Genomic DNA, 19,444 nt, shown 5'->3' with positions numbered 1-19,444 from the left:
ACTCGGCTTTCAGGAGGCAGCCACACCCCAGCCCAGCCAGCGCGAGGTCACCAGCACCAGCCCCAACGACACCGTGGCCACCACCACCAGGCCGATGACAGCCACCAGCAGTGGCCGCCAACCCGCCCGGGCGATCTGCCGAAAGTCAGTGGACAGACCGACGCCGGCGAACGTCAGCAGGAACGCCCACCTCGACACGTTGCCCAGGCTGGCCAGCTGAGGCTTGTCCAGCCATCCCAGCGTGGCCACCGTCGACACCACCAGGAAACCCAGGACGAATTTGGGGAACTGGTGCCAGATGAACGCCGCCTTGGCCCGAAAACCGGATGCCACCTGGTCAGCCTGTCCACGCGCCGTCCAGTACAACGCAAACCCCAGCACCACGAACCCGATCAGGGCGTTGCGGACGGATTTCACCAGCACTGCGATCTTGCCTGCCTCATCGGAGAACAGGTAGCCGGTGGCGGTGGTCTCGGCGGTGTTGTCCACGGACAGACCTGCCCACAACCCGAACTCATGGTCGCTCAACCCGATCAGGTGGCCCAGCGGCGGCAACACGAACAGGCCCACCGCACCGAGCGCCAAGATGGCGGCAATCGCATAGCTGACGTCGGAGTTCTTGGCCCGGATAGCTCCCTTCGACGCGATGATCGCCGACACCCCACAGATCGAGGTGCCGATGGCCAGCAGCGACCCGAGCTTGCCCGACAAACCGAAAAGGTGCGCTGCGCCAAGGATTATCGCGCCGGCGATCGTCATGTCCAGCAGAATCTGAATCAGGCTGATACCGCCCAGTTTGGCGATGTCACCGAGCACGAATCGAGAACCCAGTGCGACGATGCCGACCTTGAGCCAGAATTCGTAGGTCAGAACGCCCGGTAGAAAGATCCGGTGCAGTCCGACGGTGTTTCGGATCACGAGTCCGATGACGATGGCCCACAACACGTATTCGATGTCGGGCACCGTCGCATGCAGCTGATGGCCCAGCGCCAGCCACCACCGCTGGGCATACTTGCCGAGCAGTCCCACGGTGAGTAGCAGGGCGAACCCGGGCAGATAGTCCAGCGGGCGCCGGCTGATGAAGATCGCCTCTGGCTCGGTGTGGTCGGAATCCAGCTGTGTCGTGGTCATTTCTTCACCACGGAATCTTCGGGAGCAAATCGGCCAAAGCCAGCGCAATGAGCACGCCGACCACGAGGTTCGCCCATCCGTCCACGCCCAACCACTTCATCTGCGGCCTCTCGTCAGCGGTTCGGGCGTAACGGTATGACATCGCCGGTACGCGATGACAGAGTTCAAATCACCGTCGCTGAAAAGACGCACTCATGCTTGCCATCCCACCGAAGGTGCTGGCAACCTGGATTGCTATGCAGGCAAGCACTGGCGACGGCGGCGTCGACCTACGGGTGCGGCGTCGACTGCGTGAGCTACGCACCCAGCAGGGGCTGACCCTGGAAGACGTGGCGACTCGCGCCCGCATCGATGTCTCGACGTTGAGCAGGCTGGAATCGGGCAAGCGGCGCCTGGCGCTCGATCATCTGCCCCGGCTGGCCGAGGCACTGTCGGTCAGCACCGACGAGTTGCTGCGCGCCCCGCAGCATCAGGACCCACGGGTGCGAGGTACCTCGCACAGCCACAACGGCATCACCTACTGGCCGCTGACCCGGCACGGCCCGGCCGGCGGTTTGCATGCTTTCAAGATCCGCGTCGGTATGCGCCGTCGCCGCCCCGCCGAGTTGCCGGTGCACGAGGGCCACGAGTGGATGTACGTGTTGTCCGGCCGACTCCGGTTGGTGTTGGGCGACGATGATTTCCTGATCGGTCCCGGCGAGGCGGTCGAGTTCTCCACCTGGACGCCGCATTGGTTCGGCGCCGTCGATGGTCCGGCCGAGGCGATCGTGATCTTCGGAACCCACGGCGAACGCGTGCACCTGCACGACTGACGCGCAGGCCGGCGGCTACAGGTAGGCCGTCTGATTCACCAGCCGAACCGAGGCCGGCCCGTCGCCGTAGAACTCGGCGATGCTCAGCGACGCCAGGTCCAGGTGCAGCCGGTACAAGATGGCGGGGCCGGCGTCCAGCGCCAGCCGCAGCACCGTCTTGATCGGAGTCACGTGCGACACCACGAGCACGGTGGTGCCGCCGTGGTCGGCGACGATTCGGTCGCGAGCGGCCATCACCCGCTGCTGCACGGCATCGAAGCTCTCCCCGCCGGGGGGCTGCGTGGACGTGTCTTTGAGCCAGCGCCGGTGCAGGTCGGGATCGCGCTCGGCGGCCTGGGCGAAGGTCAGGCCCTCCCAGGCCCCGAAGTCGGTCTCGGTCAGATCCTCATCGACGGTGACGTCCAGGCGCAGCAGCCTCGCAGCCGCCTCGGCGGTGTCACGGCAGCGCTGCAGCGGTGAGCTGACGACCGCCGCGATACCGCCGTGCTGGGCCAGGTAGCGCGCCGCCGCATCGGCCTGCCGGCGGCCGGTGTCGGTCAGCGGCGGATTGCCGCGACCGGAGTAGCGCCGATGCACCGACAGTTCGGTCTGCCCGTGCCGCAGCAACAACAGCCGGGTCGCCGTTCCGGTCGCGCCGGTCCAGCCGGGAGCCGTGGGCGCAGGCGCAGCCGGCTTCTCCGCCGGCTGCTCGATCCCGGCAGCGGCGTCCATCGCCTCGTTGGCGAGCCGGTCGGCATGGGAATTCTGCTCCCGCGGAATCCAGGAGTAGCGGACATGGTCGAACCTCGACGCCAGCTCGCGAGCCTGCCGGTGCAGCGTGATCAGGTCCGGATGTTTGACCTTCCACCGGCCGGCCATCTGTTCGACCACCAGCTTGGAGTCCATGAACACCCCGACCTCGGCGGCACCCAACCGGGCCGCCTCGGTCAATCCCGCGACCAGGCCCCGGTATTCGGCGACGTTGTTGGTGGCAACGCCGATGGCCTCCTTGGCCTCGGCGAGCACCGAGGTGCGATCGGCGGACCACACCACCGCCCCGTAGCCGGCCGGACCCGGGTTTCCGCGTGACCCACCGTCGGCCTCGACGACGACCTTCATCCCCCCACCTTCACCCGCCAGAGCACTAACCGAAGTTCTTGACCCGCAGCAGGATCGTGTTGCATTCCGGGCACCGCAGGACCTCTTCGGGCTCCGCTGCCGAGATCTTCGCCAGCTGGCCGCGGTCGATTTCGATCCGGCAGGCGCCGCACTGGCCCCCGCGCAACAGGCCCGCGCCGACTCCCGCCGAGGCCCGCTGCCGCTCATAGAGCGCCAACAGCTCGGTGTCGATCTCGGCGGCCAGTCGTTCACGGCTGCCCGAACGCTGGCCGCGGGTGGTCTCGATCTCCTCTAAGGCGGTGTCGATCGCCTCCTGCACTCGGCCCAAATCAGCAGCCAGGCCCTCCAGCACGCTCGCTTCGGCGCTGGCCTGGGTCTGCAGTTGCTCACGCTGCTCCATCAACTCCAGCAGCGAGTCCTCGAGGCTGGATTGACGCTTCTGCAGGGTCTCCAGCTCGTGCTGCAGATCGACGACCTGTTTGGCGATGGCCTGCCCCGAGTCCAGCAGGGCGCGGTCGCGGTCCTCACGTTGGCGCACCGCGTCGATCTCCGACTCGAAACGACCGGCTTGAGCGTCCAAGTCCTCCAAGGCCAGCTCCAGCGCTGCCAACCGATCGGCGGCGGCGGTGTGCTGGGCCTGGATCCGCTCGCGTTCCTGCTGCTCGGGAAGGTTCCCGACGCGGTGCGCCATCCGGGCCAGTTCGGCGTCGAGTTCCGACAGTTCCAGCAGTGAACGTTGCTGTGTTTCTTCAGCCTTCATGACCGGCCTCCTTCATGCGCGAGATTCCAGGGGTCGGTGCGCAGCGTGCTGACACGCACCGGCAGCGTCGCACCGAAATGCGAGCGGAGTACATCGGCGGCCTGCGCGCACCACGGGTATTCACTGGCCCAGTGGGCCACGTCGACCAGCGCCATCGTCGATCGGCGGGAATGCTCGTCAGCGGGATGGTGGCGCAGGTCCGCGGTGACGTAGACCTGGGCGTCGGCGGCGGCCGCGGCATCCAGCAGAGAATCTCCGGCGCCACCGCAGACCGCCACCCGCGAGACCGCCAGGTCGGGATCTCCCGAGGCGCGCACACCCCACGAGGTGGCCGGCAGGCCCGCAGCGACGCGGGCGACGAACGCGCTCAACGGCTCCGGTGTCGCCAGGCTGCCGATCCGGCCGATCCCCACCCCGGCGGGCAGCGGCTGCAACGCGAAGATGTCGAATGCCGGTTCCTCGTAGGGGTGGGCGGCCAGCAGCGCGGCGTGAATCGCCCCGCGCGCCCGCGCCGGCGCCACCACTTCGACGCGGTCCTCGGGGACGCGCTCCACCTCGCCCACCTGGCCGATCGCCGGCGTCGCACCGTCGCCGGGCAGAAACTGGCCGGTGCCCGGCACACTCCAACTGCACTGCGCGTAGGCGCCGATGTGGCCCGCGCCGGCCGCGAACACTGCGGCCCGGACCGCCTCGGCGTGCTCTGCCGGGGTGTAGATCACCCATTTGTCGGTGTCGGCGCGCGGGCCGGCCGGCTCCAGCACCGACTCCACGGTCAGCCCGAGTGCTGCCGCCAGCGCGTCGGAGACCCCGGGCGAGGCCGCATCGGCATTGGTGTGCGCGGTGAACAGGGCGCGACCGGTCCGGATCAGCCGGTGCACCAGCGAACCCTTGGGGGTGCTGGCCGCGACGGTGTCCACCCCGCGCAGCAACAGCGGATGGTGGGCCAGCAGCAGGCCGCCGTCGGGCACCTCGTCGACTACCGCTGATGTGGCGTCAACCGCGATCGTCACCGAGCTCACCAGGTCATCGGGGTCACCGCAGACCAGCCCGACCGAGTCCCAGGAGTGGGCCAGCCCGGGCGGGTAGGCCGCATCCAGTACGTCAATGACGTCAGCCAGCCGCGCAGTCACACTGCAAGACAGTAGTGCGCCACCCGGCGAGCTCTCCGCGCACGTCGGGGACAATGGACCCGTGACGCGCACGAGCACCGCCGCCGCCGAATTGGTGATCTTCGACCTCGACGGCACTTTGACCGACTCCGCGGCCGGGATCGTCGCCAGCTTCCGGCACGCGTTGGACCACATCGGCGCGCCGATTCCCGATGGCGATCTGGCCGCGCGGCTGGTCGGCCCGCCGATGCACCACACGCTGGCCGCGATGGGCCTCGGCGAGCAGACTGAGGCGGCGGTCGCCGCCTACCGCGCCGACTACACCAGCCGCGGTTGGCAGATGAACACCATGTTCGACGGCGTCGCCGCGCTGCTGAACGACCTGCGGGCCGCCGGTGTCCGGTTGGCCGTGGCCACCTCCAAAGTCGAGCCGACGGCCCGCAAGATCCTCGCCCATTTCGGGCTCGACGGATATTTCGAGGTCGTCGCCGGCGCCAGTGTCGACGGCACCCGGGCCGCGAAGTCCGAGGTGGTGGCCCACGCCCTGGGTCAGCTGGCGCCGCTGCCGGCGCGGGTGTTGATGGTGGGCGACCGGCGTCACGACGTGGATGGCGCGGCCGCGCACGGCATCGACACCGTGCTGGTCGGCTGGGGCTACGGCCAGTCCGACTACGACGCCTCCGACGCTGAAATCCCCGACGGTCCTGTCGCCCGTGTGCAGACCGTCACCGAACTACGGGAGGTACTCGGTGTCTGACCCGATGCTGCATGTCACGTTCGTCTGCACCGGCAACATCTGCCGCTCGCCGATGGCCGAGAAGATGTTCGCCCACCAGCTCGCGCAGCGCGGGTTGGGCGGCACCGTGCGGGTGACCAGCGCCGGAACCGCGGACTGGCACGTCGGCAAGGGCGCCGACGAACGCACCAACCGGGTGCTGCGCGACAACGGCTACCCGGTGGAGCACAGCGCCGCCCAGGTCGGGCCCGAGCACGAGGCCGCGGACCTGGTGGTGGCGCTGGGACGCAACCATGTCGGGCTGCTGCAGGGGCTGGGCATTCCGGCCGAGCGGATCCGGATGCTGCGGTCCTTCGACCCACGTTCGGGTGCGGCCGTGCCGGACGTCGACGACCCTTACTACGGCGGCCATGACGACTTCGTGCAGGCGTTCACCGTCATCGCGGCCGCGCTGCCGGGCCTGCACGCCTGGGTCGACGGGCAGCTGGCGTTGGGCGAGAGCGGCTGATGCGACGCCTGGCCTTCCTGCTGCGCCCGAGCTGGCTGGCTCTGGCTGCGGTGGTGCTGGGCTTCGCCTACCTGTGCTTCACCGTGCTGGCGCCGTGGCAACTGGGCAAGAACACCACCACCTCCCGCGCGAACAGCCAGCTCGAGCACGCCCTGACCGCCGAACCCGTGCCGGTGACCACGCTGCTGCCGCATCAGGATTCCTCGGCACCGGACGAGCAGTGGCGGCCGGTGACCGCCACCGGGCACTACCTGGCCGAGAAGCAGGTGCTGGTGCGGTTGCGGTCGATCGACGGAGTGCCGGCGGTGGAGGTACTGACACCGTTCGCGGTCAAAGGCGGCCCGACCGTGCTGGTGAATCGCGGCTACGTGCGTACCGACGACGGCGGCTCGCGGCTACCGGACATTCAGGCGCCGCCGGACGGCGAGGTCACCGTCACCGCGCGACTACGTGACTCCCAGGGCGCCATTCCCGGCAAGAACCCGTTCACGGAGAACGGTTTTCGCCAGGTGTACTCGATCAACACCGAGCAGGTCGCAGCGGTGACCGGCGTCCCACTGGCCGGGTCCTACCTGCAGCTCGTCGACGACCAGCCCGGCGGCTTGGGCGTGATCGTGCTGCCTCGCCGGGATGCCGGACCGTTCCTGTCCTACGGGATTCAGTGGATCGCGTTCGGAATCCTGGCGCCAATAGGTCTGGGGTACTTCGCGTTCGCCGAGCTGCGGGCACGCCGGGCGGAGCGCTCCGCGACGCAGGCTCAGGCCGGTGATGACGAAGCCGCGCCGCCGATGACCGTCGAGCAGAAGCTCGCCGACCGATACGGCCGGCGCCGGTAGCCCATCGGCAGCGCTATGCCATCCTGGGGCGATGGTGAACATCTCGGGTGTCGGGATCTGGAGTGCGCCGCTGCGCTACGGCGATCAGGGCGAGGCCGCCGAGGCCGCCGCCGAATTGGAGGAGCTGGGTTTCGGCGCGCTGTGGATACCCGACGTCGGCGGCCCGGTGTTCGACGCGGTGGGCAACCTGCTGTCCGCCACCCGCAGCGCGGTCATCGCCACCGGCATCCTGAACCTCTGGATGCACACCCCGGCCGACGTCGCCGCGTCCTACGCATCGCTGACTGCGGCACACGGTGATCGGTTCCTGCTCGGCATCGGGGTCAGCCATGCTCCGCTGATCGACGCCGGGGATCCCGGACGATACCGCCGCCCGCTGCGGGCGATGAGCGAGTTTCTCGACGGGCTCGACGCGGCCGATGCGCCTGTGCCGGTCGAGTCGCGGGTGCTCGCGGCGCTCGGCCCGAAGATGCTCGACTTGGCCGCCACTCGCAGCCGCGGCGCCCACCCCTATCTGACCACCCCCGAGCACACCCGGTTTGCCCGCGAGCAGCTGGGCGACGGGCCGCTGCTGCTGCCCGAGCAGACGGGGATCTTGTGTGCCAGCCGCGACGAAGCACGCGCGATCGGCACCAAGTGGCTGGGCTCCTACCTGGCACTGCCCAACTACGCCAACAATCTGCTGCGGTCGGGATTCACCGAGGACGACATCGCCGGCGTCAGCGATCGGTTGTTCGACGCGATCATCGCCTGGGGAACCCCGGAGGACGTGCTCAGCCGGGTCGCCGAGCACCGGGCCGCCGGGGCCGACCACGTCTGCGTGCAGCTGCTGGACGCCGACCCACGCGCCTTCCCGCGGGAGCAGTGGCGGCAGCTGGCCGCGGCGCTGGGCTGATTCAGCCGACCGAACGCGCTGCCCCGGACCAGAACTGGGCGCGCACCGCCTTCTTGTCCGGCTTGCCCAGCGCGGTCACCGGCACCGATTCGGCGACGATCACCTGCTTAGGTGACTGAACGGAGCCCTTGCGCTCCTTGACCGCGGACTGGATCTCGGCGGTCATGGTGGCTACCGCGGCGGCATCGCTGTCCGCACCCGGGCGCAGCACCACCACCGCGGTCACCGCCTCGCCCCATTTCTCGTCGGGGGTGCCGATCACGCAGACCTGGGCCACCGACGGATGCTCGGCGATGACGTCCTCGACCTCGCGGGGGAAGACGTTGAAGCCGCCGGTGACGATCATGTCCTTGGTGCGGTCCACGATGTAGTAGAAGCCGTCTTCGTCCTCGCGGGCCAGGTCGCCGGTGTGCATCCAGCCGCCGGAGAATGTCTCAGCGGTGGCCTCGGGAAGCTTCCAGTAACCGCCTGAGAGCAGGGGCCCGGACACACAGATCTCGCCGACCTCGCCCTGGGCCACCGGGCTGCCGTCGTCGCCCAGCAGCGCCACCCGGGCGAACAGCGTCGGGCGGCCACATGAGGTGAGTCGCTTCTGGTCGTGGTCGCCCTTGGCCAGGTAGGTGATCACCATCGGCGCCTCGGACTGGCCGTAGTACTGGGCGAAGATCGGGCCGAACCGGTCGATGGCCTCCTGGAGCCGGACCGGGTTCATCGCCGAGGCGCCGTAGTACACCGTCTCCAGCGACGACAGGTCGCGGGTGTGCGAGTCGGGGTGATCCATCAGCGCGTAGATCATCGACGGCACCAGCATGGTGGCGGTGATCTTCTGCTCCTCGATCACCCGCAGCACCTCGGCCGGGTCGAATTTGGTCAGCACCACCAATTGGCCGCCCTTGATGATCGTCGGCACGAAAAACGCTGCGCCGGCATGCGACAGCGGGGTGCACATCAGGAACTTCGGGTGCTCGGGCCATTCCCACTCGGCGAGCTGCGTGGTGGTCATCGCGGTGATCGATGCCACGGTGCCGATGACGCCCTTGGGCTTGCCGGTGGTCCCGCCGGTGTAGGTGAGGCCTCCGATGTGGTCTGGGGCCAGGTCCGCGGCCGCCAGGGGCTGCGGGTCGTACTTGGCCGCCTCCGCGGCCAGGTCGACGGCCTTCCCCTCAAGCTCCGGCGGCACCGGGCCGATGGTCAACACCTGGCGCAACGTCGGTACCTTTTCGAGCAGGCCCAGAGCCCGCTCCACGAAAGCCGGTGTGGGATCGATGATCAGCGTGCTGACTTCGGCGTCGGCCAGTACGTAGGCGTGGTCGTCCAGCGAACCGAGCGGGTGCAGTGCCGTGCGCCGGTAACCCCGGATCTGCCCGGCACCGATGATCATCAGCACCTCGGGGCGGTTCAGTGACAACAGGCCGGTTGCGTCGGCTCCGAGCGCGTCGAACGCCTGGATGTACTGACTGATGCGCTCGGCGAGCTGACCGCCGGTCAACGTGGTGTCGCCGAGGAACAGCACCGGCTTGTCCTTGTTGCGCTTGAGGGCGCCCACGGTGAGATGCCCGGAATGAATGGGCTGGCGCATGGACTGCGTCGACATCGGGGCTACCTCCACTAGTGCGTGACGACTTGCCCGCTGGACACTACCGACCGCCTCATCGGCCCCTGGGACGAGCCGAGGGTTGACACCCCAGAGGCCGCAAGGCTTATTATTTGCGTATGCATGCAGATAATGGTGCAGCGGATCGGTTACCGGAAGATCAGGTCGGCCTGATCGTCGAGGTGTTCCGGATGTTGGCCGACGCCACCAGGGTTCAGGTGCTGTGGGCGCTGACCAGCCGGGAGATGTCGGTCAACGAACTCGCCGAGCACGTCGGTAAACCGGCGCCCTCGGTGTCCCAACACCTGGCGAAGCTCCGGATGGCGCGACTGGTGCGCACCCGCCGCGAGGGCACCACGATCTTCTACAGCATGGAGAACGAGCACGTCTGCCAGCTGGTCACCGACGCCGTCTTCAACGCCGAGCATGCCGGCCCGGGGGTGCCGCCGCATCACCGCGCCGCCAAGAACCTCCCGGCTGCTGCCGGAGAGGCGTTGCCCCAATTGCGGCAGCGCGCCATCGAACAAGGGAGATGAACACCCATGTCGCACCACAACCACGAGCACGATGCGCCGCATGCACACGAACACACTCACGGCGATCTGACGCACACCCACCTGCACGACACTCACGAGCACGACCACGTCGAGCACGAGCACGAACACACCCACGAAGACGGGACCGTGCACAGCCATCCGCACGTCCATCAGGCGGGCCTGGAGCATGCCGGGCACGCTCATTCGCACTGAGCGCTCCGCCGAGCTCCTGGCAGCGCCTTAGGCCGAGAGCACGATCAGCAGGGCGATGACGCCGATCAGCACGAGAAGGGCCGCCCACAGCAGGGCGCGTACGCCTGGCGGCTTCGCCGAACGTCCCGCGGGAGTCAGCTGCGGGCTGGTCGACGGCGGTACGCCCCACTTGCCGCTCGGCGCCCGCTGCGGAGGAACGGGCGGCGACGGTGGAGTGGGTTCGTCGGGTGTCGGAGAAGTTGTCATGCTCACCGCATTGACGATCTACCGCGGTGTCAAACAACTGGTGGGCGCGGACGGTATCGAACCGCCGACCGCTGGTGTGTAAAGGGACCGGAGAAAGTGAACATGCGTTCTACGGTGTCCATCACGTCCAGCTCAGGGCCGGTGCCCATGTCCGCGTGAGGCAGCCGTGTCCACTGCGTTTCACCGTGTCTTGGCAACTTGGCGGCAACACGGCGAACGGGTGTTCGGACAGGTAGGCGCAATCGATAAACCGCGATTCTCGATCAGATTCAACATCGGGGTCGGCGGTTGGTCGTCACTTGTGGGTGGGGGTAGTGCATCATCGTGACCATGCCGACCATCCCCGCTCCCGTGGAGACATCCGTGCTCCGCTGGGCACGGGAATCGTGCGGGTTGAGCGCGTTGGCAGCGGCTCGCAAACTCAAGCTGCCCGAGGACCGGGTGGAAGCGTGGGAAACCGGCCAAGCGGTTCCCACAATCGCGCAACTGCGTAAGGCCGCAGAGGTCTACAAGCGGTCCCTCGCAGTGTTCTTTCTATCCGAGCCGCCCGAGGGGTTCGACACGCTGCGGGATTTCCGGCGGCTCGACGGTGCCGAGGCTGCGCACTGGTCCCCCGAACTGCATGACGAGTTCCGCCGCGCACACACACAGCGCGACTTCGCGTTGGAGTTGGCCGAGACCGAAGAGCGTGAGTTGCCCGACGCCTGGCGCGTTTCGGTGTCAGCTGACGACAACGACACAGAGATAGCGGCGCTCATCCGCGAGGCGCTGACCAAGGTCGGACCGCTGCCTATCCCGCCCAACTCCACCAATCCTTACGAGCATCTGAACGCTTGGGTTTCTGCCATTGAGGCTTCCGGTGTCCTGGTGCTGAACACCCGTGGCGGCAAAGTGGCCGTAGACGAGATGCGCGGCATGTCCCTGTACTTCGACGTGCTGCCGGTGATCGTGCTCAACGGCAGCGACTACCCTCGCCCGCGCCTGTTCTCACTGCTGCATGAGTTCGCCCACGTCGTTCTGCACACCGAGGGGCTGTGTGACGTAGTGGCAGACGACCGCCCTCGCACCGCGGACCGCTTGCTGGAAGCGAGGTGCAACGCCATTGCCGCCGAGGTGCTGATGCCTTCTGATGTGGTGCTCGCCCGGCCCGAGGTCACCGCACGTATGGGCCTTCCGACATCATGGGACTACGACTCGTTACGCCCCGTTGCAGCATATTTTGGCGTGAGCGCGGAAGCCCTTCTACGCCGACTGAGCACCCTTGGCGTAGTGCCGGTTGAGCTGTACAGGCAACGACGCGCCGAATTCATCGTCGCCTATGAAAACGAAGCGGAGCGTACGCGGGCTACTGGTGGCAACTGGTATCGGAACACTGTGCGCGATCTCGGAAAGGCGTACGTACGTGCCGTAACTGATGCCCACCGACGCCGCGTCATCGATAGCAACACCGCCGCGATCTACCTAGGCGCCAAGGTCGGACAGATTCCTAAACTGGCCGCGTCTGCCGAGTTGAGGAACGTGGTTTGACCGACATCCGCTATTCGTTCGACACAGGGGCCATCCTAAATGGGCGGCGTGACCTGTTCCGACCCAATGTGTTTCGCAGCCTCTGGACACTGATCGAGGAGTCCATCGCTGCCGGAGAAGTGCGTTCTGTGGACGAGGTCCGGCGTGAACTATCGAAACGTGACGATGACGCAAAGCAATGGGCAGATGCGCAGTCTGACCTATTCTGCCCGCTTGATCGCCCAGTGCAGCAGGCCGCGACACACATCCTGCGGCTGCACCCCAACCTTGTCAGACAGGGTGGCCAGCGCAGCGGCGCTGACCCGTTCGTGATCGCTCTCGCGATGGCCAGCAACGGCAAGGTAGTTAGCGAGGAGACGGCATCGGGCCGAATCGAAAAGCCCCGCATTCCTGATGTCTGCGCCGCTATAGGTGTGCCATGCCTGACGCTCATGGACTACATCGAAGAGCAAGGGTGGGCTTGGTAGCCCGCCCAATAGCTACCTCACGCCGCCGTGCACGGGTTGGGCACAAGCCCAGCACTGCGAGCATCCCACAGGTCGGACCGCCGCCACCGATGCCCGCAGCGGACGCAGCGGTACCGGCACAAGACCCGCATTCCGCCGTGCCACGTCAGCGCCTCGGGCTCGGTCAGCGAGGCCAGCCGCACGGCGCTATCGGCGTAGTGGCCAAGCGGATTGCAGGCAGCGCAGTAATCGTCCAGAAACGCCAGGGACCGCTCGGAGCGGTGAACGGTGATACGGGAACGGGCGGCGGTCACGGTGTTCTCCTCGGGTGTCGTTGTCATTCGGTGCGTCGTTGCGTTGGCCACAGCCCGCCGAGGCTCGGGCAGCGACCGCGATTCGGTCAGACCAGCGGCGGCACCGACCGGCAGCCGGACCGCAGGCTGGCCAGCTGAACCGACGTCCGCCCGCCGCCGTCGGTGATGGCGAGGGCGTCGAGGACGTCGGCCTGGCACGCCTCTCCGGTGCGGTGCAAGTGCTGGGCCACCCGCACGACGGCGGGCCAGCAGCGTTCTAGCAGCGGCACGACGTCGCGCCCCGTGTGGTGCCCGTCGCTGGCGGAGCTAGCGATCATCGCGCGGTCGTCTTCATGCCCGTGGGTAGCCAGCACGGCATAGGTCTCGGCCTGCGTCGGGCGACGTCCGGCACGGAAACGCGCCTCGGCCCACGGCCCCGCATACGCGACCTCCGCCATCCGGCCAGCGGGCAGCCCGTCGTGCGTGAGCGTGGTCAATCCCTGAACGCCGATCACGCGCCCGCTGGCGACCACCGCCGAGCGGACCTCGCCGCCGAGGGCCACTGCCGCCACGGCGTGCCCGGCCTCATGGATGCACAGCTCCAGGTGCGTGCGCTCGGCGGCGGTGACGTCAGCCATCGTCAGCGGGCGGCGGCGCGGCTTGGTCAGGGTGCAGTTGTTCATCGGTTCGGTCTCTCCTCGGGTCGTCGGTGTCGGTCGTCTCGGCGATGGTGGCCGGGCGTCGGGACGCGGTGCGGTACATAACAGCAGTCCACCGCGCCCCGACGCCGGTTACTTTCCCGCAGTGATAGGAGTACGAATATCGTTGCTGCGAAACACTTTCGAGAGCATCCGTGCGCGTTCCCTGCCGTCTCGGGCGACACCGCGCGCGGCGCTGGCGTCGAGGTAGGCGTCGAGACACGGCGTGCACGTATAGCCGTGCACCGAGCCTCGCCACCGCCAGGCCGGGCCACCGCACACCCGGCAGCAAGCGGCGGTCACGGCGCGATCTCCACCGCCGCCACCACGGCCTCGTAGGACACCAGCACCGACCGTTCGGCGATGGCCACGTAGAGGTTCTGACGTTCGTCCAGGCTGGTCCTGGTCACCACCCCATCGCGCCAGCCGAGTAGCGGGGCGCTGGTGGCGATCATCGTCGCGCCGAGCCCGGCGCGGTAACCGCCGTCGAGCACCAGTGCATGGCCACCCGGCGTAGTCCACCGCGCGCCCGACCGGGTGAGCAGCTGCGCCGAGACCAGCACCGGCAGCCAGTCCGGCGAGGCGTGCACGTAGCCCAGCGCGTTGGACTCGGAGAACTCGCCCTCAATGGTCGACAGCGCGGCCACCACGTCGGTGGCGGTCGGGATCACGCCGGACAGGACCGCCGCGTCAGCCAGCAGGCGAGTGGCGAACTGGCGTGCCACCACCACGGACTCACGCATCCGAAGCGCTTGTGCTGCTCGCTGCTCGACCTCGGCGCGGCTCGGGGCGGTGAGGTCGCAGGCGTCGAACGCCCAAACGGTGACCGGCTCAAACGGGTCGAGGACGTCTCCGCGCGTGCCCTCTTTACGGGGTCCATCGAGGACGGGCACGCCGCACCACGGAACATCCCACACCCCGACCTGATCACCGGGGAAGTTCATGCCGCGCAACTCGACGCCGGTCAGGAATCGCGAGGGGCCGTCGCTGGGCTGCCAGTCGACCGCCGCGAACAGACCTCCGGGGGCGGGATTGATCGGCGGTACGTCGAACGCCACAGGTAAAGGGCTGTCGTGCACGGTCGGCGTGGGCATGGTCATGGTCGGTGTCTCCTCTTAGTCGGTGGCCACGCCGAGCGCAGCCAGCTCGGCGCGCGCCTGGTCGGCTTTGGTCATCTTGGGTTGCTCGACGCGCGGACGCTGGCGGTCGAGACGACGCGCGAACGACGTTGCGGCGGCGTCGACCTCGCGCAGCGGGGCCAGCACGCGGTCCGACACTGCCGAGGTCAGCGCATTGCCGAGCAGGGCGGACAGGTCGGCGGTATAGGGATCGGCCAGCAGGATCAGGGTCGCGGGCCAGGTGCCACCGCCGATCATGTCGTCGGTGATCTCGGGCAGCGAGGGCCGCTCGGCAAGGTCCACCAGGGCGCGAATACTGCGGCCTCGCTGGTCGACGCCGAGGTGACGGGTGCGGCGCTGGGCATCGGCCTCGGCCAGCAGCCCGACCACGGCGTGCATCAGGCCGTGCACAGCGAGGGTCAGGGCGTCGACCTCACGCCCCAGCGCGGCGGGTCGAGCCATAGCAGCGGTTCTCTGGGCCAGCGGGTCGCAGATTGCGGCGACCTCGGACGACAGCGACCACCGCCGGGTGAGTGTGACCAAGAGCCCGGCGCGGCGACGCTCACGCTGCTCGGTCTGGCTGTAGACGGGCACCGGCTGTGGAAGTCGCTGCGCCCGACCGGCGGGCGTGCGGTTCTTAGCGCGGACGGTCATCGGTTCACCGCCGCCGAGTGCCCGTGCTTGAGCATGTCGGCCAGCGCCGGAACGTGCGCGGGGTTGAGGTGTTCGCGATCGGCGTCGAGCACGCGGCGCACGCGCCAGTAGGCCAGGGCGGCGAGACATTCGGCGACGCGGGGATCGGCGTCGGTCACCCCACGGGACCGCAGCGCAGCCAGTCGACCCGACCACTGAGCCGGGGCTAGCGCGCCGGGATCGGTCGCGTACGTGCACTCAATTGCGGCGGTCACGCGAACCATGAGAGCACATGCCCGTGCAGCGTGGCTGCTCAGCTACTCCGGTCGGCGTGTCGACTAGATACGTTGCATCACAATAGAATTCATGGACACTATGAACATTCAGACCGACCGGAGCGGGGTGCCGTGGTACGGGCAGCGACGCTGGGCAAGCGCCCGGTGCTGTGAGGTCGGAGAGTCGGTGAACATCGGTCTCATTTGCCCACAGTCTGGACATTCGGCGCAGCCGCGAAAGTCGACCTTGCCGAGCGCGTAGAGCGTCGCCACGCGGGGCGAGACGTGCGCTAGCACCTCCTCGGCGTCAGTGTCGGACATCGGACGCTCGACGCCCGTGCAACGACGACAGCCGCAACCGTGGCCCTCGCTGTCGGCGCGCTCAGGCTCGGCCATCAGGAACGTGCGCAGCTCCTCGCGGCCACCGCGCGCGAGGTTGCCCGCGTCGTCTGCGAACAGACAACCGGGGTCGTGATGGCACGCCGCCACGTCGCCGAGGTCGGGTGTGCACGGCATCAGGCCGTTGTCGTCGGTCATGGTCGGTTTCCTATCCGCCGCCGCAGCCACTCGGGCGGCGGTGGCAATCGGCCCTCGCGGGCTTGGCGGGCTATCTCCATCGGCGAGACGATGTGTACCTGACCGCCGTGCGTCAGCACGTCGTGAGCGATCACTGCCGCCGCGATGCAGTCGGGCTGATGCTGTCCAGCCTGCCATCGGGTCGCCTGGCCCTCAAGGTTTTCGAGGTGGCCGACCAGCCGCACGGTGCCGGTTTCGAGCGCTTGGATCAGCTTGGCCGAGCGTGCCAGGGCGTCGCCCCGCCCGCGTCCGCTGCGGTCGCTCTTAGGGGGCCAGGACGTGACGCTGATCGGGTGCGGCAGGCGGTAGCGGCGCAACGTGGTGTTGAGCACCGACAGGTAGCCCTCCCGGGCCGTGAACGTCTCGACCGCGATTTCGCTGGCCCCGGTGTCTATGGCGAGTTCCACCGCCGCGCGCGCCCACGCCTCGGGGGTCAACGGCTCGCTGATGTCCCGGTGGATCACCACCTCTCCCCCGACAGTGATCGACGCCGCGATGATGCCCGCCGCGTCGCCCTGGCCGCTGTCGCTGGGATCGACCGCGACAACCGTCCGAACGGGGTCGGCTGGCATCGCAGACAGCCGCCAGGCATCGAACCAAGCGCGCCGGATCACGTTGCCGTCGGGCGACGCTGGGACGCCTTGGAACTCGGCCCACCACATACGTTCGCCGAGCGACCGGCGCAGATCGGCGAAGTGCTCGGGAGTTCGGCCCACAGCCGACACCATGACCTCACCGGGTGCACGCCCGAGGGAATCGGGCACCCCGGCATCGGCGACCGCCGGAACGCTGATGAGCCGCCAGCGGTCACCCTCCTCGGTCAGCAGCGTGCCTATCAAGTCCTCGGGGTGCCACCGCGTGCCGATGACCACGACCGACGCGCCGGGCTCGACGCGGGTCAGTAGCGTCGAGCGGAACTCGGCGACCACCCGGCGGCGATAGGTCGGCGAGTCGGCCTCGGTCATGTTCTTCACCACGTCGTCCACGATGAGCAGCCCGTCGGTCCCGTGGCCGGTGAGCCCTGACAGCAGGCCAGAGGCCAACAGCCCGCCACGGTGACCGTCCAGGGTCCACTGTCCAGCGCTGGCCTTGTCCGGCGACAGCGCCAAGCCGAGCAGGTCGCCGTATTCGGCAATGAGCTGGCGCGCCTCGCGCGAGTGCTTCTCGGCGAGTTCATCCGCATACGACGCCAGGATGATTCGGGCGTCAGGGTTGCCGCGCAGCGCCGCGAGTGTTCCCAGCACGGCGGCGGTGGTCGACTTCCCCTCACGCGGCGGCATGACGATGATGAGCCGCTGGTCGGGCTCGCCGATGGCGCGGGCGATCTCCTGACCGACCAGCGCCACGGCGGGCGTGATCCTGTAGCCCCGCATAATCCGCGCGCCGAGTTCGTGCGGCGTGGCCGGGACTCGACGGGCGCGCAGTTGCGCCAGGTGCTCGGCCTCGGCGAGCGCGTGCGCGGCCTGTTCGGCGCTGTCGAACGCGAACGCGTCTGACCTGGCGATTTGTGCCGTCATCGGTGGTCCGTTCGATCCTGTATCAAGCGGTCAGGGTTTTTGTCGACGGGCATCGCCTCAGGTCACATGGCATGACGGCGACCGCGACGGGCGCGCCAAGGCGGTCAGGTTGCCGAGACGTTGCCAAACGGCGGGACGCGGCGGGACTCACTCGGACGGCCACATGACCTCGCCGGGCAAGTATCCGGCGCGCCGTGCCGCCGCGTCACGCTGGCGCTGGCCGTCGGACGACGGGACCAGTCGGCGACGCTCGGCGGGCCCCTGCTCACCGAGATAGCCGCGCGTGCCCATCAGTTCATCGAACGACATGCGCACCCGGAACTGGCTACCGAACAAGTGCGCGCGCCGGGGCGGCTCGGGTGCCGCGTCGGGCTCGGGCTCGGCGACCAGCTCGGCGGCAGCGGCGGGCGCGGCCAGCTTGGCGCGGATGCGGGCGAGCAGCGAGCCTGGGCGTCGGTTATCGGTCATCGGTCGCACTCTCGCTGTCGGTAGCGGTCGATGACCGCGAGTGCCGACGCCTCGGCCTCGGCCAGCACCTCGCGCGGGACGTCAGCGAACTCGTCAACGTCCACTGTGTCCACTGTGTCTAGTTCTGTCGCAACAGGTTTCGCGTCGATCTCGGCGGCAGTGTCAGCGCCGCCGGAATCGCGGCTGTGCGGACCGTAGAGCGACGAAACTGAGCCGGGCGGACGATGCACCATGCCGCCGGGATTCTCGCGATTGCGGGCCACGGCGAGCCACTGCGCGAGTTCCGAGGCCGGTAGTCCGGCGTGTCCGAGCACCGCCCGGCACAGGTCGACATGGACGGGCCACAGCGGATCAGTCGGGCCGTCACACTGGCCGAAAACCTCACGGCAGCGGGCGGCGGCGCGGTCGGCCATAGCGGCGGCGGTCAGACGGCCCTCGGATACCTCGGTCATCAGCACCGCGACGGCCTCGGCTGCGGCCACGTCGGGCGCGCCGAACGCGGTCACCGGATCACCTCGGCGTCGATGACCTCGGCCGCCGACGCCAGCGCGGCGGGCTGGCCGCCACCGCTCACCGCCGCAGCAGCCGACATTTGGCGTAGCCACTCGGCGGTCGCCATGGCCGGGACGGCGTCAACGGACACGCTCACGTTCTGCGGCGCGTAGTACCCCGACGCCTTGGCCAGCTGGTCGTCTATCCGGTCGACGGCGGCGGACAGCTGCGCCACCGCCTGCGAATCGTTGGCGTCCTCGGCGACGGACAGTTGCCGCGACACCCGCGCGCGTAGGCGACGCTTGCCGTCGATCCACTTGCGCCGGGCGATGTGATTGGGGTCCGGCGTGGTCTCGGCCAGGTGCCGGTTAACGGCAGACTGCGCACCCGACCGGCTGCGGAAACCGAGGGCATCGGCGATGTCCTGCCAGCTGTAGCCGTCAAGGTGCATCTCATACGCCTTGGCGGCGCGGGCGCGGCTTTCGCGCTGTCGCATGACGGGTGCCATGCCGGTCACTGTACGCAAAATGTCACCATGCTACGACGAATGAGGTTGCACGCGTTGAGAATACCGCCGGAGTCGGGTAACTCGGCGAGCGGGCCGAGCTGCCACCGCCGCCCGCAACGCACCGCCGCACCGCCGCTCACACCGCCACCCTCACCTTCGGCGCAGACGTGAGTGGCGCGTCCGGTCGCGCTCGATGTTCTTCCCCCGAAAGCCGTCCACCGTCCGGCCCGTCCACGGGGCACCCTAAAGGGATGCCCGTTCCCGTGGACAACGGGTGAGGAGATATGGACATAGATGGACAACCTGGAAAACCCCAGCTCAGTAAGGCTTTCCGATTTCTGTGGACACTGCCGGACACAGTCGGACGCCGTTCGGTCCGTCCGGCACTGTCCAGCACTACCGGAAACCGCTTGACCAGC

Annotated in this window: 24 protein-coding genes and 1 pseudogene; 9 read left to right on the top strand and 16 right to left on the bottom strand. The window is 68.4% G+C overall.

Annotated features, from left to right (window positions below):
- Positions 1-9: 9 nt before the first annotated feature.
- Entirely contained in the window at positions 10-1,131 is a 1,122-nt protein-coding gene (locus tag ACKY0W_RS08775) for a YeiH family protein (RefSeq protein ID WP_409437237.1), read from the bottom strand.
- A gap of 236 nt (positions 1,132-1,367) precedes the next feature.
- On the opposite strand from ACKY0W_RS08775, the gene ACKY0W_RS08770 reads away from it, so the two are divergent.
- Entirely contained in the window at positions 1,368-1,943 is a 576-nt protein-coding gene (locus ACKY0W_RS08770) for a helix-turn-helix domain-containing protein (RefSeq protein ID WP_409437236.1), read from the top strand.
- A 15-nt stretch (positions 1,944-1,958) separates the two neighbouring features.
- On the opposite strand, the gene ACKY0W_RS08765 is transcribed toward ACKY0W_RS08770, so the two are convergent.
- From ACKY0W_RS08765 to ACKY0W_RS08755, 3 genes are read right to left on the bottom strand one after another with little or no spacing between them, the layout of a single operon-like run.
- Entirely contained in the window at positions 1,959-3,041 is a 1,083-nt protein-coding gene (locus ACKY0W_RS08765; protein WP_409437235.1) for a bifunctional RNase H/acid phosphatase, read from the bottom strand.
- A 25-nt stretch (positions 3,042-3,066) separates the two neighbouring features.
- Entirely contained in the window at positions 3,067-3,801 is a 735-nt protein-coding gene (locus ACKY0W_RS08760) for a zinc ribbon domain-containing protein (protein ID WP_409437234.1), read from the bottom strand.
- Positions 3,798-4,931, bottom strand: coding sequence for a Nif3-like dinuclear metal center hexameric protein (locus ACKY0W_RS08755; RefSeq protein ID WP_409437233.1), 1,134 nt, complete (start codon positions 4,929-4,931; stop codon positions 3,798-3,800). The genes ACKY0W_RS08760 and ACKY0W_RS08755 overlap by 4 nt, the downstream gene beginning before the upstream one ends.
- A 61-nt stretch (positions 4,932-4,992) precedes the next feature.
- Between ACKY0W_RS08755 and ACKY0W_RS08750 the strand changes: the two genes are divergently transcribed.
- From ACKY0W_RS08750 to ACKY0W_RS08735, 4 genes are read left to right on the top strand one after another with little or no spacing between them, the layout of a single operon-like run.
- The gene (locus ACKY0W_RS08750) at positions 4,993-5,667 is read left to right on the top strand and encodes an HAD hydrolase-like protein (protein WP_409437232.1); all 675 of its coding nucleotides are present in this window, start codon (positions 4,993-4,995) and stop codon (positions 5,665-5,667) included.
- On the top strand, positions 5,660-6,154 hold the full coding sequence (locus ACKY0W_RS08745) for a low molecular weight protein-tyrosine-phosphatase (protein ID WP_409437231.1): 495 nt from the start codon (positions 5,660-5,662) through the stop codon (positions 6,152-6,154). Before ACKY0W_RS08750 ends, ACKY0W_RS08745 begins: the two co-directional genes overlap by 8 nt.
- Positions 6,154-6,990, top strand: a complete 837-nt coding sequence (locus ACKY0W_RS08740; RefSeq protein ID WP_409437230.1) for an SURF1 family protein — start codon at positions 6,154-6,156, stop codon at positions 6,988-6,990. The genes ACKY0W_RS08745 and ACKY0W_RS08740 overlap by 1 nt, the downstream gene beginning before the upstream one ends.
- Positions 6,991-7,024: 34 nt before the next feature.
- Positions 7,025-7,885 (top strand): LLM class F420-dependent oxidoreductase, encoded by an 861-nt coding sequence (locus ACKY0W_RS08735; RefSeq protein WP_409437696.1) that lies wholly within the window; start codon positions 7,025-7,027, stop codon positions 7,883-7,885.
- Position 7,886: 1 nt separating this feature from the next.
- Here the strand turns inward: ACKY0W_RS08735 and fadD8 are convergent, their stop codons facing one another.
- Positions 7,887-9,479, bottom strand: coding sequence for a fatty-acid--CoA ligase FadD8 (fadD8, locus tag ACKY0W_RS08730; RefSeq protein ID WP_409437229.1), 1,593 nt, complete (start codon positions 9,477-9,479; stop codon positions 7,887-7,889).
- 119 nt (positions 9,480-9,598) lie between these two features.
- On the opposite strand from fadD8, the gene ACKY0W_RS08725 reads away from it, so the two are divergent.
- Both ACKY0W_RS08725 and ACKY0W_RS08720 read left to right on the top strand, forming a co-directional pair.
- Positions 9,599-10,015 carry an ArsR/SmtB family transcription factor gene (locus ACKY0W_RS08725; protein WP_409437228.1) on the top strand — a complete coding sequence of 139 codons (417 nt, stop codon included), beginning with the start codon at positions 9,599-9,601 and terminating at the stop codon, positions 10,013-10,015.
- A gap of 6 nt (positions 10,016-10,021) precedes the next feature.
- A complete protein-coding gene (locus tag ACKY0W_RS08720) occupies positions 10,022-10,228 on the top strand; it encodes a zinc transporter Slc39a7 (RefSeq protein ID WP_409437227.1) in 207 nt (68 codons plus the stop codon).
- 27 nt (positions 10,229-10,255) lie between these two features.
- Here the strand turns inward: ACKY0W_RS08720 and ACKY0W_RS08715 are convergent, their stop codons facing one another.
- A complete protein-coding gene (locus tag ACKY0W_RS08715) occupies positions 10,256-10,474 on the bottom strand; it encodes a hypothetical protein (RefSeq protein ID WP_409437226.1) in 219 nt (72 codons plus the stop codon).
- 245 nt (positions 10,475-10,719) lie between these two features.
- Between ACKY0W_RS08715 and ACKY0W_RS08710 the strand changes: the two are divergent.
- Positions 10,720-12,001 (top strand): annotated as a pseudogene (locus ACKY0W_RS08710) (ImmA/IrrE family metallo-endopeptidase).
- Positions 12,002-12,006: 5 nt separating this feature from the next.
- The gene (locus tag ACKY0W_RS08705) at positions 12,007-12,468 is read left to right on the top strand and encodes a DUF4411 family protein (protein WP_409437695.1); all 462 of its coding nucleotides are present in this window, start codon (positions 12,007-12,009) and stop codon (positions 12,466-12,468) included.
- A gap of 17 nt (positions 12,469-12,485) precedes the next feature.
- Here the strand turns inward: ACKY0W_RS08705 and ACKY0W_RS08700 are convergent, their stop codons facing one another.
- The 10 genes from ACKY0W_RS08700 to ACKY0W_RS08655 all read right to left on the bottom strand — a co-directional run bounded on the left by ACKY0W_RS08700 (position 12,486) and on the right by ACKY0W_RS08655 (position 19,025).
- The gene (locus ACKY0W_RS08700) at positions 12,486-12,788 is read right to left on the bottom strand and encodes a hypothetical protein (RefSeq protein ID WP_409437225.1); all 303 of its coding nucleotides are present in this window, start codon (positions 12,786-12,788) and stop codon (positions 12,486-12,488) included.
- A 59-nt stretch (positions 12,789-12,847) separates the two neighbouring features.
- Entirely contained in the window at positions 12,848-13,423 is a 576-nt protein-coding gene (locus tag ACKY0W_RS08695) for a hypothetical protein (protein ID WP_409437224.1), read from the bottom strand.
- A 314-nt stretch (positions 13,424-13,737) separates the two neighbouring features.
- Positions 13,738-14,538: a hypothetical protein gene (locus ACKY0W_RS08690; RefSeq protein ID WP_409437223.1), complete on the bottom strand. Its 801-nt coding sequence runs from the start codon at positions 14,536-14,538 to the stop codon at positions 13,738-13,740.
- A gap of 15 nt (positions 14,539-14,553) precedes the next feature.
- Positions 14,554-15,210 carry a hypothetical protein gene (locus tag ACKY0W_RS08685; protein WP_409437222.1) on the bottom strand — a complete coding sequence of 219 codons (657 nt, stop codon included), beginning with the start codon at positions 15,208-15,210 and terminating at the stop codon, positions 14,554-14,556.
- Complete coding sequence (locus ACKY0W_RS08680; protein WP_409437221.1) at positions 15,207-15,464, bottom strand: hypothetical protein; 258 nt, start codon at positions 15,462-15,464, stop codon at positions 15,207-15,209. The genes ACKY0W_RS08685 and ACKY0W_RS08680 overlap by 4 nt, the downstream gene beginning before the upstream one ends.
- A 108-nt stretch (positions 15,465-15,572) precedes the next feature.
- On the bottom strand, positions 15,573-16,001 hold the full coding sequence (locus tag ACKY0W_RS08675) for a hypothetical protein (protein ID WP_409437220.1): 429 nt from the start codon (positions 15,999-16,001) through the stop codon (positions 15,573-15,575).
- Positions 15,998-17,557: a hypothetical protein gene (locus tag ACKY0W_RS08670; protein ID WP_409437219.1), complete on the bottom strand. Its 1,560-nt coding sequence runs from the start codon at positions 17,555-17,557 to the stop codon at positions 15,998-16,000. The genes ACKY0W_RS08675 and ACKY0W_RS08670 overlap by 4 nt, the downstream gene beginning before the upstream one ends.
- Positions 17,558-17,704: 147 nt before the next feature.
- A complete protein-coding gene (locus ACKY0W_RS08665) occupies positions 17,705-18,025 on the bottom strand; it encodes a hypothetical protein (protein WP_409437218.1) in 321 nt (106 codons plus the stop codon).
- Complete coding sequence (locus ACKY0W_RS08660; protein ID WP_409437217.1) at positions 18,022-18,531, bottom strand: hypothetical protein; 510 nt, start codon at positions 18,529-18,531, stop codon at positions 18,022-18,024. The genes ACKY0W_RS08665 and ACKY0W_RS08660 overlap by 4 nt, the downstream gene beginning before the upstream one ends.
- Positions 18,528-19,025, bottom strand: a complete 498-nt coding sequence (locus tag ACKY0W_RS08655) for a hypothetical protein (RefSeq protein ID WP_409437216.1) — start codon at positions 19,023-19,025, stop codon at positions 18,528-18,530. The genes ACKY0W_RS08660 and ACKY0W_RS08655 overlap by 4 nt, the downstream gene beginning before the upstream one ends.
- Positions 19,026-19,444 lie beyond the last annotated feature (419 nt).

The organism is Mycobacterium sp. SMC-14 (genome assembly GCF_046250075.1).
Lineage (GTDB): Bacteria > Actinomycetota > Actinomycetes > Mycobacteriales > Mycobacteriaceae > Mycobacterium.
Note: the sequence above shows the minus strand (reverse complement) of the source record. Positions and strands in the feature narration are given on the sequence as shown.